Below are 15,934 nucleotides of genomic sequence, written 5' to 3' on the forward strand. Positions count from 1 at the left end.
TCACCACAATCCTTCGTATACTAACCTTTATGGCACGAAGGAAGAACGACGGCTCCTCGAAGCGCACGCCGAACCCGATGAACCCCTTCGACGGCAAGCCGGGCCTCTACAACCGGATCAACCGCGCGATCTACTCCTTCACCGGCCCCGCCCACGTCGGCATCGGCCGCCCGGAGGAGCCGTACGTCGCCCCCGCGGACCCCGTCTGCCCGCTCTGCGGCCGCCCGATGGCGCAGCACTCGATCGACCGCTCCGGCGAGCGCACGCAGCTGCACTGCCCGCGCGACTGAGCGCCGGCTCCCTCCTCCTTCTCCAGAAGTTGCGGTGAGCGCGCACCGTTACCGCAACTTCTGCGAAAGCAGCACGGACGACGTCCGGCCTGCGCCTCAGCCACCCACGCGCGTGTTCTTGGTTCCTCAGTAGTGGCGGTGAGCGCGCGCCGTTACCGCGACTTCTGCGGAAGCGGCGCCGCGCTCACCCCTCGCGCAGCCGCCGCCGGTTCACCTTCCCCGCGTCGCTGCGCAGCGGCTCCCGCTGCAGCCACAGAGCCCGCGGCGTCTGCGCCCGCCCGAGCCGCTCCCGGGCGAACGCGAGGAGCTCCTCCGCCCCCACGTCGGCCCGGTCGATGTCGACCACCGCCTCGATCGCCTGCCCCAGGTCCTCGTCGGGCACGCCGAACGCGACGGCCCCGCGCACGGCCGGATGCTCCTCCAGCACCCGCTCGATCTCGGCCGGGTGGATGCTCACCCCGCCGCGCAGCACGAGGTCGTCGACGCGGTCGAGCACGGTCAGCCGGCCGTCGGCGTCGAGCGACCCGAGGTCGCCGAGCGTGTCCCAGCCGTCCCCTGTCCGCCGCGACTCCCCGCCGAGGTAGCGGTACGCCGGATCCGCGCCGCGCCGCATCCAGATCGTGCCCGGCCGCCCGACCGGCACCGGAGCCCCGTCCGCGTCGAGGATCCGCACCTCCGTCCCTCCGATCGGCCGACCGACGCTGCCCGGCCGCTCGAGCCACTCGTCGCCGCGGATCATCGTGAGCCCGTTCGACTCGCTCCCGGCGTACACCTCGACCACCGTCCGCGCCCCGACCCACTCGATCAGCCCGCGCTTGTCGGCGGGCGGGCACGGCGAGCCCAGGTGCAGCACCGTCTCGAGCGAGGACACGTCGACGTCGCGGTGCCCCGGCCAGCGCAGGAGCCGGTGGATGGTCGTGGGCACCAGCAGCGCCCAGGTCACCCGGTGCTCCTGGATCGCCGCGAGCACCCGCCGCTCGTCGAACCGGGGCAGGATCACGAGCCGCTGGCCCGTCAGCAGCCCGCGGAACGCGTAGGTGAACGTCGCCGAGTGCGTGAGCGGCCCCGCGACCAGCTGCACCCCCTCCCGCGGCAGGAACGCGGCGACCGGCTGCGTCGGATCCATGACGGCGGGCGCGGCGGCGAGCACGATCTTCGGTCGGCCGGTGCTGCCGGAGGAGGCGGGCGCCTTCCACGACGACGCGGCGGCGTCCGGCAGCGGCGCGTCCGGCAGCGCGGGGTCCGGCTCGTGCCCGGCCGGCACCGACGGCACCCCGTCCAGCGCGAAGCCGACCGTCAGCGCCGGCCGCGCGAGGTCGGCGATCTCCGCCCGCTCGCGCGGCGAGAGGTCCCTCGACAGCGGCAGCGGAGTCGCTCCCGCCTTCCAGATCGCCGCGCAGACCACGACGAACTCGGCCGTGTTCGGCAGCGACACCGCGACGAGCGAGTCGTGCGCCACTCCGAGCGCCAGGTACGCGCGGGCGAGCCGCGTGCTCTCGGCCTCGAGCTCGCCGGCGGTGAGGGTGCGGTCGTCCGCGATCACCACGATCCGCTCCGGATCCGCCTCGGCGAGCGCCGTCACGCAGCGCGAGAAGGAGCGGCGCATCAGCTCGCGAGGTGCCGGCGGTAGAGGTCCTCGTGCCGGGCCGCGACGTCGCGCCAGTCGTGCGAGAAGGCGAGCGCCCGGCCGTCGCGCGGTGCCGACCCCTCGAGGGCCGCCGCGAGCGCGGACCGGATCCCCTCGACGTCCGATCCGTACGCCACCGTGTCGCCGAACACCTCCCGCAGCACCGGCAGATCTCGGGCGACGACGGGCACCCCGGCGGCGAGCGCCTCCATCGCCGCGAGACCGAAGCCCTCCTTGGTCGACACGAAGCCGAGCACCGACGCACCGGCGACGAGCGGCGCGACCTCCTCCTCGGCCAGAGTGCCCAGCACGACGGGCGACACCCCGAGCTCGCGGGCCCGGCGCTCGAACTCCTCGCGGTAGGGCCGGTAGTCGAAGAGCGTCTCGCCTCCGCCGAAGACGAGCGCGGTGCCCGGAGCGAGGCGGGCGTGCGCCTCGAGCAGGTCGATGCTGCCCTTGCGCGGCTCGATGCCGCCGAGGGCGAGCACGTACGGGCCGAGCCGGGCGCGCCAGGCCAGCGCCGCGTCGCTCCCGGCCGCCGCCGCGAACCGCGCCGCGTCCACTCCGTTCGGGATCACCTCCGCCCGCCGTCCCCATCCCACCGCCACGTCGTCGGCCACCGCCTGCGACACGCAGACGAGCGCCGCCGGGGCGACCAGGGCGCGCTCGTGGCACGCGACGAGCGCCGGAGTCGTGAACTCGTCGAGGTGGTGCACCGTGCGCAGCAGTCCGCCCGGCCCCGCGAATCCGGCGTCCAGCGCCGCGTTCGCCGAGATGCAGTCCTGCGCGTGCACGACGTCGGCCTCGCCGCCGAGCGCCGCGGCCATCGCTACGAGCGAGCGGACGATGCGGTCGCCGACGCTCTCGTCGTCGCGCGCCGCGAACGGCACGACCCGCACCCGCACCGCCGGCGCGACCGGCCGGAAGAACGCGTCGTCGCCCCCGCGCCCGAGCGTCCACACCGTCACCTCGTGACCGCGGGCGGCGAGCGCCTCCGCGAGGGCGAGGGTGTGCACGACTCCCCCACGCGGACGGGTCGAGTACGTCAGCAGCGCGATGCGCACGCCGTCAGCCCTCGTCTGCCGCGAGCCGCACGCCGGGGTGGTAGCTGTGCTCCGCCCGATCGCGGAGGTGGTCCATGCTGCGGCGGGCACGGGCGACGGAGGCGGCGACGTCGTCCGTCGCGGTCGCGAGCCCCCCCTTCGCCCAGGTCTTCGCCACGATCTCGCCCGCCGGATCGACGACCTTCGCCTGGCCGAGGAAGCGCAGCCCGCCCAGCACCCCGGTCTGGTTCGAGGACACGAGGTACACCTGGTTCTCGGCCGCCCGCGCGCAGTCGTAGAGGTCGAACAGGTGCGCCTGGCGGTCGTTGCGGATGCGGTCGGAACGGTCCGTCACGCTGGCGGGCCACGCGCTCAGGCAGCAGAGGATCTCGGCCCCCTCCAGCGCGAGCGAGCGCGCCGACTCCGGGAACGTCTTGTCGAAGTCGATCATCATGCCGATCCGCCCGACCGGGCTGTCGAAGGCGCCGAAGCGGTCGCCCGGCGCGTACACCCGCGACTCCCCCAGCGGCAGGTGGACCTTCCGGTGCGTGCCGATGACCTCACCGCCCTGCACGCAGACGGCGGAGTTGTAGCGCCGCGCCTCCCCGCCCTCGAGGGCCCGCTCGGCGATGCCGAAGCAGACGGTCATGTCGCCGGCCATCTCGGCGACCGCCGCCACCTCCGGCCCGTCCACCTCGACCGCCTCCGGCAGATCGTCGGGACCCGGGTGGTGCAGGTCGAGCAGGTAGCCGCCGAGCGTGGCGTCGGGGAGCACGAGCAGGTCGATCCCGCGCTCGCGGGCGCTGGCGATCATCCCGGGCAGCTTCACGAGGGTCCGCTCGAGGTCGCGGCCGAAGTGCGCCGCAACGGCGGCCATGGTGATCGTCGTCATGGTCCTCTTCCCGGCGACCGGCCCCGCGACCGGTGGGCGTCACCGTACCGCGGTGCTCTCGAGCCGGTCCAGTCGGCGTCCGGAGCGCAGCTGCTCCGCGACGTGGCCCGCGTCGCGCGCGATGGCCTCGAAGCGTCCGGAGCCCCAGGTGTGCAGCCACGGCAGGCCCAGGAAGTAGAGCCCCGGCACGGCGGTCGCCCCCCGGCGGTGCGTCGGGTGCCCCGCTCCGTCGAAGACGCCGACCTGCACCCAGGAGTAGTCGGAGCGGAAGCCGACCGCCCAGATCACGCTCGTGATGCCGCTCGCCGCGAGGTCGAGCTCCTCGATCTCGCGCTCCGGCCGCCAGACGGGGACGTACCGCGCCTCGGTCGGCGCCGCCACTCCCGAGCGCTCGATGTAGGCGTCGATGTCGTTCTTGATCGACTCCGCCACCGAGTCCGCGTAGTCCAGCGACGCCTCCGCCGTCGGCGCGAAGCGCAGCACCCCGCCGTCGACCTTCTGCAGCCGGCCGTAGAGGTGCATGCCGTCGCGCGCGAACGCTCGGAGGTCGATGTCGCGCCCTCCGTCCCGCCCGGTCACGTAGTGGTTCGTCGACTCCCGCTTCGAGAGGCCGCCGACCTGCGCGTGCACGGGCACGTCGTAGACGCCCATGTCCGCGAGCCAGGCGACGCAGTCGCGCCCGCGGTAGAAGCGGGCGACCCGCGGAGCCGTGCCGAGCGCCAGGTGCACCTCGCGGCCCTCGAGGAACAGGTCCTCCGCGATCTGCGCGCCCGACTGACCGGAGCCGACGACGAGCACGCCGCCCTCGGGCAGGTCGGCCGCCGAGCGGTAGTCGGCCGAGTGCAGCTGCGCGACGGAGTCAGGGATCCGCTGCGCCACGGCCGGCAGCACCGGGCGGTGGTAGCCGCCGGTGGCCACGACGACGCGGTCGGCCGTGATCGTGCCGCGCGAGGTGACGACCTCGAACCCGCCGCCCTCGCGTTCGCGCATCCGCAGCACCTCGGTGCCCTCGGCCACCGGCGCGTCGAACGACTCGGCGTAGCGGCGGACCCACGCGTGGACCTCGTCGCGCGTCATGAACCCGTCGGGATCGTCGCCGTCGTACGGGTAGCCGGGCAGACGGCACTGCCAGTTCGGCGTGACCAGCGTGAAGTTGCTCCACCGCCTGTCGAGCCAGTCGTGCGCGATCGTGTCGCGCTCGATCACCAGGTGGTCGATCCCCTCGTCGGTGAGGTGACGGCTGATCGAGAGGCCGGCCTGGCCCGCTCCGATCACCGCGACCTCGACGTGCCGGCCGTTCTCGAGCGCCGTCACGAGGGCACCGCCGGCGGATCCATGGCCAGCACGCGGACGCGTCCGCCGTCGAAGCGGGCGGCCGCGGCGACGATGTCCGCCTCCTGCTGCATCGCGGAGGTGCAGGCGAAGCCGAACTTCGCGCGGACGCGGTCGCTCGCGATGCGCAGGGCCTCGCTCGAGCGGTCGACGAAGTCCTCGAGCGGGTAGCTCTCGCCCGCGGCGAGGAAGTCGTGCATCACCAGGCTCGGCGAGTAGCAGCGCTCCTCGACGCCGTCGGGCCAGCGCACGGAGAAGGTCATCTCAGGCATGGACGAGGCCCCCGCTCCAGACCCGGTCGATGTCGTACGCGTCGGGGCGGCGGTCGCGGAGGTGGAACATCCCGCCGCGCATCGCCTCGAACGTGCCCTGCACATCGATCTCGGCGACGGCCATCCCCGAGCCCAGCAGCGTCGTCGCGAGGATGTTGCCGCCCGGATCCACGACCTTCGCGTTGCCGACGTAGCGCAGCGACCCGAACGTGCCCGACTGGTTCGACGCCATCCAGAACACCTGGTTGTCGAGCGCCCGGGCGATGTCGAACTGGTTGAACCGGTAGGTCCAGCGGTCCTCCTGCAGGTTCTCGGCCGTCGCCGTGCGCGCGGCCGGCCACGCCGAGAGCGAGGCGATGATCTCGGCGCCGTCGAGCGCCATCGAGCGCGCCGCCTCCGGGAACGCCTTGTCGTAGCAGATCTGCAGACCGACGCGGCCGACCGGAGTGTCGTGCACCGCGTAGCCGGGACCCGGCGAGTACGACATGTGCTCGCCCAGCGGCTGGTGCACCTTGCGGTAGCTGCCGTAGATCTGCCCGCCGTCCAGCAGCGCCGCCGCGTTGTACCGCGTCTCGCCGTCCTCGTCGAGCTCGCAGAAGCCGATCGCGACGAGCAGGTCGCCCGCGATCTCCTGCACCCGCCGCAGCTCCGGCCCGTCGAGCGAGATCGCCGGCGGCAGGGAGCGGGTGGTGGTGCGGAGGGTGTCGCCGTGGTTGCCGAGCGAGGAGAGGTAGCCGCCGATCGCGGCCTCGGGCAGCGCGAGGAACTCGACGCGCTTCTCCCTCGCCTCGTCGACGAGCGCCTGGATGAGCGCGTAGTTCTGGTCGAGGTCGCGGGCGAAGTTGGCCGCGACGGATCCGACGACGGTCATCGCGGGCGCCTAGAGGTTGTAGGTGGAGTTGATGATGGCGCCCTTGCGGGCGTAGTGGATGACGGCGTCCTGCACGTCGAGCGGGTGGCACGGGATCGTGCCCTCGATCAGGTCCTCCTCGCGGAGGCCGTGCAGCGCCATGCCGAAGCGGCAGACGAAGACGCGGTTCCCCTCGTCGATGAACGTCTTCAGCGCGTTGTTGATGTTCTGCTCGCCCGGGAATCCGGAGTCGCCGACCGTGGGGAAGCCGCGGGTCGCCATCGCGTTGATCGTGCCGGGTCCGTAGAAGTAGACGGCCGACTCGAAGCCCTTCCGGGCGGCGCGGGTCGCCTGCAGGATCGCGACGAAGCTGACGGAGGACTCGTGGGCGATGCCGTGCACGAGCGTGAAGTAGGACTGGCCGGGTTCGGCCTGGTAGTCGGGGAACACCTTGGTCGAGCCGTAGAGGTTGCTGCCGTTCGGGAGCGACGGGTGCGCGATCTCGGAGCGGGACTTCTCGATGTTGGCGGTGATCTGGTCTTCGATGTCGGACACGGGAACCTCCGGGGTTCGTCGAGGGCCTGCGCCGAGGGGCGCAGGTGCGAGGGGGGACGACCGCGCCTGAGCACGGTGCGAGTCGAGCAAGGACAGGAGAGCCGGTGATGCGGTCGTGCTGTGATGCGGGTGTCGCTCGGGGCGGATCCGGACGAGCGGAGCGACGGGGCCGGGTCGTCGAGGACGCCTCCCGGTACCGATCAGTCAAGGCCGCTCCTGTTTCCGTGTGGTTTCGAGCGGAAGAAGCCTGCATTACACGACAGCCGTCGCGGATGTAACACGATCGCGTTCCCGATGTCATCGTTCGGAAACACCCGGCGCCTCTAATGGGTGCTCACGGCGACGGACGTCCGCGCCGCGCACCGCTCGACTCGATGCACCGAGGAGCCCCATGACCGATCTGCAGATGCCCCGCCTGCGCACCGCCTCGCACTCCGTCCCGTCCGACTCCGCCGACTCGTCCTGCGGAGCGACTCCGCTGCGCACCCGCGTCGACATCGCCCTGCAGGGCATCCGCGTCGACGCCCCCGTGCACCGCGAGGCCGGAGCCGGCCCGAGCGACGACGGCCACGTCGTACTCGGCGGGCTCGGCGCCGCGATCCCCGTGAACCCGCGCAGCCCCTACTCCGTCACCAACGGCCGCCTGCTGCTCGACGGCGCCGACATCGGCCTGGACGTCGAGCCGGTGAAACGCCCGCGCTTCTACGACCTCGCGACCGCCGACGGCGTCTCGTACGAGAAGATCGCCCGGCTGCACGGCCGCAACATCCTCGCCACCACCGTCGTGCAGACCTGCATGCGCTACGACGAGGCCGAGCGGTGCCGCTTCTGCGCCATCGAGGCGTCCCTGAAGAACGACTCGACCATCGCGGTGAAGACCCCCGCGCAGCTCGCCGAGGTCGCCGAGGCGGCCGCCCGGCTCGACGGCATCCGCCAGATGGTGATGACGACCGGCACCTCCAAGGGCCGCGACCGCGGCGCCCGCCACCTCGCCCGCTGCGTCCGCGCCGTGCTCGAGGCCGTGCCCGGGCTGCCGATCCAGGTGCAGTGCGAACCGCCCGAGGATCTCGCGGCGCTGCAGGAGCTCAAGGACGCCGGCGCCCTCTCGATCGGCATCCACATCGAGTCGATGGACGACGACATCCGCCGCCGCTGGACCCCCGGTAAGGCCCGCGTCTCGACCGAGAAGTACAAGGAGGCGTGGGCGGAGGCCGTGCGGATCTTCGGCCGCAACCAGGTCTCGACCTACCTCCTCGTCGGCCTCGGCGAGGACCCGGACCAGCTCGTGGCGAGCGCCGGCGAGCTGATCGAGATGGGGGTCTACCCGTTCGTCGTCCCGTTCCGCCCCCTGAAGGGCACGCTCGCGACGGAGGTGGACCACGTCCTCCCGCCCGCCGGCTCGCTCCTCGAGACGGTCAGCGAGCAGGTGGCCGCGCTGCTCATCGCCGCGGGCATGCTGTCGTCGGGCCAGAAGGCGGGCTGCGCCGCCTGCGGTGCGTGCGGCGTGCTGAAGACCGCCGGCGCCTGATGGAGCTGTCGATCCTCGAGGGTGTGCGGAGGACCACTCCGGCCGCCCTGCCGTCGATCGGAGTCGCCGACGCGGCCGACGCCCGCGCCTATCGCGCCCTGCGTCGTGCGGTGTTCGTCGAGGAGCAGCAGCTCTTCGACTCCGACGATCGCGACGCCCTCGACGACGATCCCCGCACAGTCGTGCTCGTCGCCCGCCTCGGCGGCGAGGTCGTCGGCGGGGTGCGCCTCGCGCCCGCGCTCGAGCAGGACCTCGGCTGGTGGACCGGCAGCCGCCTCGTGGTCCGCCGCGACGCCCGCGGAGCGGCCGGGCTGGGCGCCGCTCTCGTGCGCGCCGCGTGCGCCGAGGCGGAGTCGCGCGGAGTGATCCGCTTCGAGGCGACCGTGCAGCGGCAGAACGAGGTCCTCTTCCGCCGCCTCGGCTGGGACCGCCTGGGCACCGCCGACGTCGCGGGCCTGCCGCACGTGCGGATGCGCTGGCCGATCGACCGCTTCGACCGCCTCGCCCGCGCGGCGAAGGCCTCCCTCGGACCGCTGCTCGAGGCGTTCGCCGGTCAGCTCGGCGGCCCCGGCTTCCGCGGCGACGACGGCGCCCCCGTGCCCGGCTCCGACCTGATCGCCGTCTGCGACGCGATCGTCCCCTCGATGGTCGAGCGCGATCCGGAGTGGGCGGGCTGGTGCTCGGTGCTCGTGAACGTGAACGACCTCACCGCCATGGGCGCGGATCCCGTGGGCCTGCTCGACGCGGTCGGCGCCCGCGACGCAGGCTCCGCTGCCTGCATCCTGCGCGGCCTCCGCGCGGCGTCCGAGGCCTGGGGCGTTCCACTGCTCGGCGGGCACACCCAGCTCGGCGTCCCCGCCGCACTGTCCGTGACAGGGTTGGGCCGGACCTCCCGACCGGTCCCCGGCTCCGCACCGCTCGGTCACGAGCTGAGCCTGACCGCCGATCTGAGCGGATCCTGGCGCCCCGGATATGCGGGAGCCCAGTGGGACTCGACCTCCGGCCGCTCCCCCGACGTCCTGCGATCCCTCGCCGCGAGCGTCGGCGCCTGCGCTCCCGACGGCGCGAAGGACGTCAGCATGGCGGGCCTCGTCGGCACCGTCGGCATGCTCGCCGAGGCGTCCGGCACCGCCGCCGAGCTCGACGTCGCCGCGATCCCCCGCCCCACCGCCGCCGGAGTCGCCGACTGGCTCTCCTGCTTCCCCGGCTTCGCGATGCTCACCGCCGACCGGCCGGGCCGGGGGCGGATGCGCGCGGCGCACGCCGCGACCGCTCCGATCGGCCGCCTCGTCCCGGGCGAGGGCGTCGTCCTCCGCTGGCCGGACGGCGAGACCACCGGCGCCATCGCCTCCGCGGTGACGCGCCTCGGCGCGGCCTGAGCGGCTCCGAGGCGCGTCACCGTTCGTCCCCTCTCCACCCTCCCCTGCTCGCCGACACCCTCCTCCAGAAGTTGCGGTAAACGCGCGCCTCTCCCGCAACATCTGCGGAACCGCGCCGGCCCCTCCTCCCGATCGCCCCCGCCCTTCTCCAGAAGTTGCGGTAAGCGCGCGCCTCTCCCACAACTTCTGCGGAACCGCGCCCGCCCCTCCTCGCGGGCGCCCTCCCGCTCCTCCAGAAGTTGCGGCAACCGCGCGCCTCCCCCGCAACTTCTGCGGAACCGCGCCGTACCACCCGCCCCGCGCGCAACCCCGTCCGGCGATCCCGCGGGCCGTGTCTAGGCGCGGACCCCCGGGGTACCGGACGTGGGCAGACGCGCCCGCCGCCTCCGGCGAGCCTTGGAACGAGAGGTGACCGTGACCATCGACACCGCGACCCCCGCCGACTCCGCCACCGCGGACGACGCCCCCCGCAGCACCACCGACACCGCGACCGCCGCCGTCGCTCGCGCCCGCGCCGCGTTCCCCGGCTGGGCCGCCACCCCGCCCGCCGAGCGCGGAGCCCTCCTCCGCGCCGCCGCGCACCGCGTCGCCGAACGCGAGGAGGAGCTCGCCGCCCTCAACACCGACGAGACCGGCAAGCCCGCGGGGGACGCCCTCGGCGGCGTCCGCGCCGGAGTCGACACGCTCCTCCAGTACGCCGAGCTCGGCCCGCTGCACCGCGGCAAGTCGCTCCGCGGCGGCGCCCTGAACGTCGACCTCGCCCTCCCGCACCCGCGCGGCGTCGTCCTCGCGCTCACCCCGTGGAACGACCCCGTCGCCGTCGCCGCCGGCATGCTCGGCGCCGCGATCGTCTCGGGCGATGTCGTCGTCCACAAGCCGAGCGAGCGCAGCCCTGGCACCGGCGCCCTCTTCACACGGATCCTCGCCGAGGCCCTCCCTGAGGGCGTCCTGACGCTCGTCGAGGGGGACGGCGCCGTCGGCGACGCCCTGGCCCGCACCGAGGGCGTCGCCGTCCTCGCGCACGTCGGATCCACGGCCACCGGCCGTGCGCTCGCCCGCGTCGCCGCCGTCACCGGTGCGCACGTGATCCTCGAGAACGGCGGCAACGACGCGCTCGTCGTCGACGCCGACGTCGATCCGGTCTGGGCCGCCGAGCAGGCCGCTCTGGGCGCCTTCGCGAACGCCGGCCAGATCTGCACCTCCGTCGAGCGCATCTACGTGCACCGCGCCGTCGCCGACGCGTTCACCGCGGCGCTCGTCGCCGAGGCCGACCGCTGGAGCGCGGGCCCGCTCCCCCGCCTCGTCGACGCCCGGATGCGCGACGCCGTGCACGATCACGTGACCGAGGCGCTCGAGTCGGGCGCCCGCGCCCTCACCGGCGGCGAGCCCGGCGACGGCACCTTCTACCCGGCCACGGTCCTCGCCGACTGCACCGACGAGATGCTCGTGATGACCGAGGAGACCTTCGGCCCCGTCGCTCCGATCGTCGTCGTCGACGACTTCGACGAGGCGCTCCTCCGCGCCGCTGCGAGCCCCTACGGCCTCGCCGCCACCGTGCTCACCGCCGACATGGAGCACGCGCACCGCGCCGCGGCGGCTCTGCCCGTCGGCACCGTCAAGATCAACGCCGTCTTCGGAGGCGCTCCCGGCGGCAGCGCCCAGCCGCGCGGCACGAGCGGCTCCGGCTTCGGCTACGGCCCCGAGCTGCTGGACGAGATGACCACCACCACGGTCGTCCACTTCGGCCTCCCCGTCCTGCCCGGCGGCGCGCGATGAGCCTCGAGGGCTCCGCGCTCCAGCGGGCGAGCGCGCTCGTCGCGCACGTGCGCGAGCACCCGCCGGTCGTCGCCGTCGTCGGCGACCTGATCCTCGACTCCTGGTGGCTGGGCGACGCCGAGCGCGTGACGCGCGAGGCTCCGGCCCCGGTCCTCCGCCTCGACGACGTCGTGGACGTCGCGGGCGGTGCCGCCAACACCGCCGCGAACCTGCGCGCCCTGGGTGCCGAGGTCCGCACGGTCGGAGTCGCGGGCCGCGATCCCGAGGGCGACCGCCTGATCGCGTCGCTCGAGCGGGCGGGCCTGGACACCGGGTCGATCCTCCGGACCGCCGCCGCCACCACGATCAAGACCCGCGTGGTCGGCGGCGACAGCGTGATGCTGCGCGTCGACTCCGGACCGCACCGGCCCTCCGACGACGAGATCGCGCGGCTCGCCGAGCTGGCCGTGCGGGCGGCCGAGGGCGCCGACGCCGTGCTCGTCTGCGACTACGGCTCCGGCATCCTCCGCGCGGCCGTCGAGCGTGTGCTCGCCGAGTACCGCCCGGGCCTGCTCGTGATCGACGCGCACGAGCTCGCCGACTGGGCCTTCGCCCGCCCCGACCTCGTCACCCCGAACGCGAAGGAGGCGGAGGCGCTCCTGGGCGCGCCGCTCGGCCGGGGAGCAGCGAGGGCGACCGCCGTCCGCGAGGCCGCCGATGAGCTCCGCGAGCGCTCGGGCGCCCGACACGTCGTGGTCACCCTCGACCGCGAGGGCAGCCTCGCCCTCGACGCCGACGGCACCGTCAGCCGCACCTTCGCGCAGCCGGCTGAGGAGAAGCAGGCGTCCGGAGCCGGCGACACGTTCGCCGCCACCGCCACGCTCGCCCTCGCCGCAGGCCGCTCCCTGGCCACCGCCGTCGACCTCGCCCAGGCGGCGGCCGACGTCGTGGTCCAGCGCCCCGGCACGTCCGTCTGCTCGGCCGACGACCTCCTCGCCTCCCTCGCCGCCCCCGGCGCCGTGGTCCTCGGCGAGGACCGCCTCGTCGAGGTGCTCGCCGAGGAATCGCGCCGCGGCCGCCGGGTCGTCTTCACGAACGGCTGCTTCGACGTCCTGCACCGCGGCCACACCGCCTACCTCCGCCAGGCGCGGGAGCTCGGCGACGTGCTGGTCGTGGCCGTGAACGACGACGACTCCGTCCGCCGCCTGAAGGGCGAGGGCCGCCCGATCAATCCCGAGGGCGACCGCGCCGGAGTGATCGCCGAGCTCGGCTGCGTCGACTACGTCACGCTCTTCAGCGGCGACACCCCCATCCCGCTGCTCGAGCGCATCCAGCCGCACGTGTACGTCAAGGGCGGCGACTACAACCCCGACATGCTCCAGGAGGCGGTGGTCGTCCGCTCCTACGGCGGCACCGTCACCACCGTCGGCTACGTGTCCGAGCACTCCACCACCGAGATGGTGCAGCGCATCCGATCGGCGGCCCCGCGGTGACCAGCCGGCGCTGGTCGGGCCGATGGGGGCGGCCCACCGAGCCCGACGCTCCGCTGATCGACGTGCTCGTGCCGACCGTCGGGCGCCGCGCCGAACTGGCCGCGACCCTCGCCGGTCTCGCGGCGCAGGACGATCCGGCGTTCCGCGTGATCGTCAGCGACCAGTCCGACGACGCGGTCGCCGAGAACGATCCGACCGTGCTCGCCATGCTGCGCGTTCTGGAGGCGCAGGGCCGGGCGCCGTTCGTCACCCGTCACCTCCCTCGCCGCGGTCTCGCCGAGCAGCGCCAGTACCTGCTCTCGCTCTCCACCGCCCCGGCCGTCCTGTTCCTGGACGACGACGTGTGGCTCGAGCCGGGCACGCTGCTCCGGATGCACGAGGCCCTCGAGCGCCTCGGCTGCGGCTTCGTCGGCTCCGCGGTGCAGGGCCTGTCCTACCTCCAGGACGTGCGCCCGCACGAGCAGACCACCTTCGAGCCGTGGGACGACGGTGTGCAGCCCGAGCGCATCCGCCGCGGCACCCCGGAGTTCGAGCGCTGGCCGCTGCACAACGCGGCGAACCTGACGCATCTCGCCGCCCGGCTCGACCTGGCCGAGGGCGACTGGCGCGCCTACCGCGTCGCCTGGCTCGGCGCCTGCGTCCTCTACCGCCGCGACGCCCTCGTGGCCAGCGGCGGCTTCGACTTCTGGGAGCAGCTGCCCCCGGAGCACAGCGGCGAGGACGTCGCCGCGCAGTGGCGCGTCATGGAGCGGTTCGGCGGCGCGGGGCTCATCCCCAGCGGCGCCGTCCACCTCGAGACGCCCACGACGGTCACCGACCGGCGCGTCGACGCCTTCGACCGGCTCTTCGCCGAAGAGCACAGCCGGTGACACCGGCGCCACCACCAGCACGGCGACGAAAGGACAGCACCATGGACGCACCCAACCCGATCCAGATCCAGAAGTACCTCTCGGGAATCGACTACCCCGCCTCGAAGGACACGATCGTCGAGACCGCAGAGAAGGAGAACGCTCCCAGCGACGTCCTCGACGCTCTGCGCGCGATCCCCGAGGGCGACTACGACGCCCCCACCGCGGTGAGCTCGGCCGTCTCGAACGTCTGACCCACCACGCGAGAGGCCCCTCGCGCCCGCCGTCCGGCGGTGCGCGAGGGGCCTCTCCCCGTTCCCGGAGCGGGACTTCCCGGAGCGATCAGACCGTCGCGTCCTCGCGCTCGCGCAGCACTCCCGACTCCAGGGCCTGGAACGACAGCACCTTGTAGCCCTCGGACTCGAAGAAGATCGTCGCCCGGTCCGACTCCACGCTCATGACCGTGCCGGTGCCCCACTCGCGGTGCTCGACCGACTCGTCGACCGAGAGCGGAGCGTCGGCCGGCGCCGTCGAGGCCGCCTCCTGCTGCGCCTCGTGCCGCTCGCAGCCGTCGCAGTTGCCGCACCACTCCGGGCCCTCGACGCCGAAGTAGTCGAGCAGCACCCGGCGCCGGCACTGCTGCGTCTCGGCGTACGCGCGCATCATCGACAGCCGCGACTCCGCGATCCGCTCGCGGGAGGCGACGGCGTCGGCCACCGCCTGCACGGCGTCGTCGGCGCTCGCCTCCCGGGTCGGGCGGACGCCCTTCCCGGTCTCGATCAGGTCGGCGTCGGCGAGGTCGTTGACGAGTCGGGAGAGCGTCCGGGCCGGCTTCCCGAGCTCGTCCGCGAGCTCCGCGATCGTCCGGCCGGGCTCCGCGGTGACCGCGGCCCAGATCACCCGGAGCGCCGCCTTGTCGATCGAGCGCTTGGCGAAGAAGCGGCGGAGTCCGAGGTCCTCGGCGCGGTAGTGCAGCGCCCCCGTCGCGGGCTCGCCGTCGCGCCCCGCGCGTCCGATCTCCTGGTAGTACGCATCGAGCGACTCCGTGGTCGTCGCGTGCAGCACGAAGCGCACGTCGCCCCGGTCGATGCCCATACCGAAGGCCGAGGTCGCGACGACGACATCGAGGCCACCGTCGCGCCACTGGTCCTGCACGCCGCGGCGCTCGCTCACCTTGAGGCCGGCGTGGTAGGCGGCGACGCGGCGCCCCTCTGCGGCGATCTCGGCGGCGTAGGCCTCGGTCTCCTTGCGGGTCGCGACGTAGACGAGACCGGGAGCCGTCCAGCTGCGCGCCTCCTCGACGACCGCGGCGCGCTTCTCGTTCTCGCTCTCGTGGCGGTGCACGACGAGCCGGATCTCGGGGCGGTCGACCCCGTGCACCTGCACCTCGGGATCGGTCATCCTGAGGCGCTCGACGATCTCGTCGCGCACGGGACCCGACGCGGTGGCCGTCATTGCGAGCACCGGCGGATCGCCCAGCTCGCGGCGAACGTCGGCGAGGCGCAGGTAGTCGGGTCGGAAGTCGTGGCCCCAGGACGACACGCAGTGCGCCTCGTCGACGACGAGGAGCGAGACGCCCGCCGCGGCGAGCCGCGCGACATTCTCCTCCTTGGCCAGCTGCTCGGGAGCGAGCAGTACGTAGAGCGGGCCGCCCTCGTCGATGCGCTTCCATGCACGGGCGACGGCCCCGGCTCCCGCTGAGGAGTTGATGGCGACGGCGGGCGGTGCGGCGGGGGCGGCCTCGATGGAGGCGAGCTGGTCGGCCTGCAGCGCGACGAGCGGCGAGACGACGAGCACGACACCGCCGCGCTGGGCCCCCGCAATCTGGTACACCGCCGACTTGCCGCCGCCGGTCGCGAGGACCAGCAGGGTGTCGCGTCCGGAGGCCGCCGATTCGATCGCCTCGCGCTGCCCCGGCAGGAGCGACGTCCAGCCGAAGTCCTCTCGGGCGATGCGTGCGACGGGGTCGTTCCGGGACGAGTTCATGCCTTCGACGCTACGTCGAACACCTCTTCGAGCGACTCCGCTTGACAGCTCGGGGGAGCACGGTGAAGCGCTCCCACGGGCCGG

Annotated in this window: 15 protein-coding genes; 7 read left to right on the forward strand and 8 right to left on the reverse strand. The window is 73.8% G+C overall.

Annotated elements, in window-relative coordinates:
- Positions 1-29 precede the first annotated feature (29 nt).
- A complete protein-coding gene (locus tag ASF48_RS15055) occupies positions 30-290 on the forward strand; it encodes a hypothetical protein (protein WP_230673988.1) in 261 nt (86 codons plus the stop codon).
- Between the two features lie 184 nt (positions 291-474).
- Here the strand turns inward: ASF48_RS15055 and ASF48_RS15060 are convergent, their stop codons facing one another.
- Genes ASF48_RS15060 through ASF48_RS15090 form a run of 7 tightly spaced genes read right to left on the reverse strand, consistent with a single transcriptional unit; the run spans position 475 to position 6,861 of the window.
- Positions 475-1,896, reverse strand: a complete 1,422-nt coding sequence (locus ASF48_RS15060; protein WP_055793519.1) for an AMP-binding protein — start codon at positions 1,894-1,896, stop codon at positions 475-477.
- Positions 1,896-2,981, reverse strand: a complete 1,086-nt coding sequence (locus ASF48_RS15065; RefSeq protein ID WP_055793521.1) for an MSMEG_0565 family glycosyltransferase — start codon at positions 2,979-2,981, stop codon at positions 1,896-1,898. The genes ASF48_RS15060 and ASF48_RS15065 overlap by 1 nt, the downstream gene beginning before the upstream one ends.
- Before the next feature lie 4 nt (positions 2,982-2,985).
- Complete coding sequence (locus tag ASF48_RS15070; protein ID WP_055793524.1) at positions 2,986-3,852, reverse strand: carbon-nitrogen hydrolase family protein; 867 nt, start codon at positions 3,850-3,852, stop codon at positions 2,986-2,988.
- Positions 3,853-3,891: 39 nt separating this feature from the next.
- The gene (locus ASF48_RS15075; protein WP_055793526.1) at positions 3,892-5,166 is read right to left on the reverse strand and encodes an MSMEG_0569 family flavin-dependent oxidoreductase; all 1,275 of its coding nucleotides are present in this window, start codon (positions 5,164-5,166) and stop codon (positions 3,892-3,894) included.
- On the reverse strand, positions 5,163-5,456 hold the full coding sequence (locus tag ASF48_RS15080; protein WP_055793528.1) for an MSMEG_0570 family nitrogen starvation response protein: 294 nt from the start codon (positions 5,454-5,456) through the stop codon (positions 5,163-5,165). The genes ASF48_RS15075 and ASF48_RS15080 overlap by 4 nt, the downstream gene beginning before the upstream one ends.
- Entirely contained in the window at positions 5,449-6,327 is an 879-nt protein-coding gene (locus ASF48_RS15085) for a carbon-nitrogen hydrolase family protein (RefSeq protein ID WP_055793530.1), read from the reverse strand. The genes ASF48_RS15080 and ASF48_RS15085 overlap by 8 nt, the downstream gene beginning before the upstream one ends.
- A 9-nt stretch (positions 6,328-6,336) precedes the next feature.
- Complete coding sequence (locus ASF48_RS15090) at positions 6,337-6,861, reverse strand: MSMEG_0572/Sll0783 family nitrogen starvation response protein (protein ID WP_055793533.1); 525 nt, start codon at positions 6,859-6,861, stop codon at positions 6,337-6,339.
- 391 nt (positions 6,862-7,252) lie between these two features.
- Between ASF48_RS15090 and ASF48_RS15095 the strand changes: the two genes are divergently transcribed.
- From ASF48_RS15095 to ASF48_RS15120, 6 genes are all read left to right on the forward strand, one after another.
- Positions 7,253-8,389, forward strand: a complete 1,137-nt coding sequence (locus ASF48_RS15095; RefSeq protein WP_235577266.1) for an MSMEG_0568 family radical SAM protein — start codon at positions 7,253-7,255, stop codon at positions 8,387-8,389.
- Positions 8,359-9,768, forward strand: a complete 1,410-nt coding sequence (locus ASF48_RS15100) for an MSMEG_0567/sll0787 family protein (RefSeq protein ID WP_235577267.1) — start codon at positions 8,359-8,361, stop codon at positions 9,766-9,768. Before ASF48_RS15095 ends, ASF48_RS15100 begins: the two co-directional genes overlap by 31 nt.
- A gap of 414 nt (positions 9,769-10,182) precedes the next feature.
- Complete coding sequence (locus tag ASF48_RS15105) at positions 10,183-11,544, forward strand: aldehyde dehydrogenase family protein (RefSeq protein ID WP_082481609.1); 1,362 nt, start codon at positions 10,183-10,185, stop codon at positions 11,542-11,544.
- A complete protein-coding gene (gene rfaE2 / locus ASF48_RS15110; RefSeq protein ID WP_055793538.1) occupies positions 11,541-13,016 on the forward strand; it encodes a D-glycero-beta-D-manno-heptose 1-phosphate adenylyltransferase in 1,476 nt (491 codons plus the stop codon). Before ASF48_RS15105 ends, rfaE2 begins: the two co-directional genes overlap by 4 nt.
- Positions 13,013-13,885 carry a glycosyltransferase family A protein gene (locus ASF48_RS15115; protein WP_200931024.1) on the forward strand — a complete coding sequence of 291 codons (873 nt, stop codon included), beginning with the start codon at positions 13,013-13,015 and terminating at the stop codon, positions 13,883-13,885. The genes rfaE2 and ASF48_RS15115 overlap by 4 nt, the downstream gene beginning before the upstream one ends.
- 41 nt (positions 13,886-13,926) lie before the next feature.
- Positions 13,927-14,118: a DUF2795 domain-containing protein gene (locus tag ASF48_RS15120; protein WP_055793540.1), complete on the forward strand. Its 192-nt coding sequence runs from the start codon at positions 13,927-13,929 to the stop codon at positions 14,116-14,118.
- 88 nt (positions 14,119-14,206) lie between these two features.
- Here the strand turns inward: ASF48_RS15120 and ASF48_RS15125 are convergent, their stop codons facing one another.
- Positions 14,207-15,850: a RecQ family ATP-dependent DNA helicase gene (locus ASF48_RS15125; RefSeq protein ID WP_055793541.1), complete on the reverse strand. Its 1,644-nt coding sequence runs from the start codon at positions 15,848-15,850 to the stop codon at positions 14,207-14,209.
- Between the last annotated feature and the right edge of the window lie 84 nt (positions 15,851-15,934).

It is taken from the genome of Rathayibacter sp. Leaf299 (assembly GCF_001423055.1).
In the GTDB taxonomy this organism is placed as follows: Bacteria; Actinomycetota; Actinomycetes; order Actinomycetales; family Microbacteriaceae; genus Rathayibacter; species Rathayibacter caricis.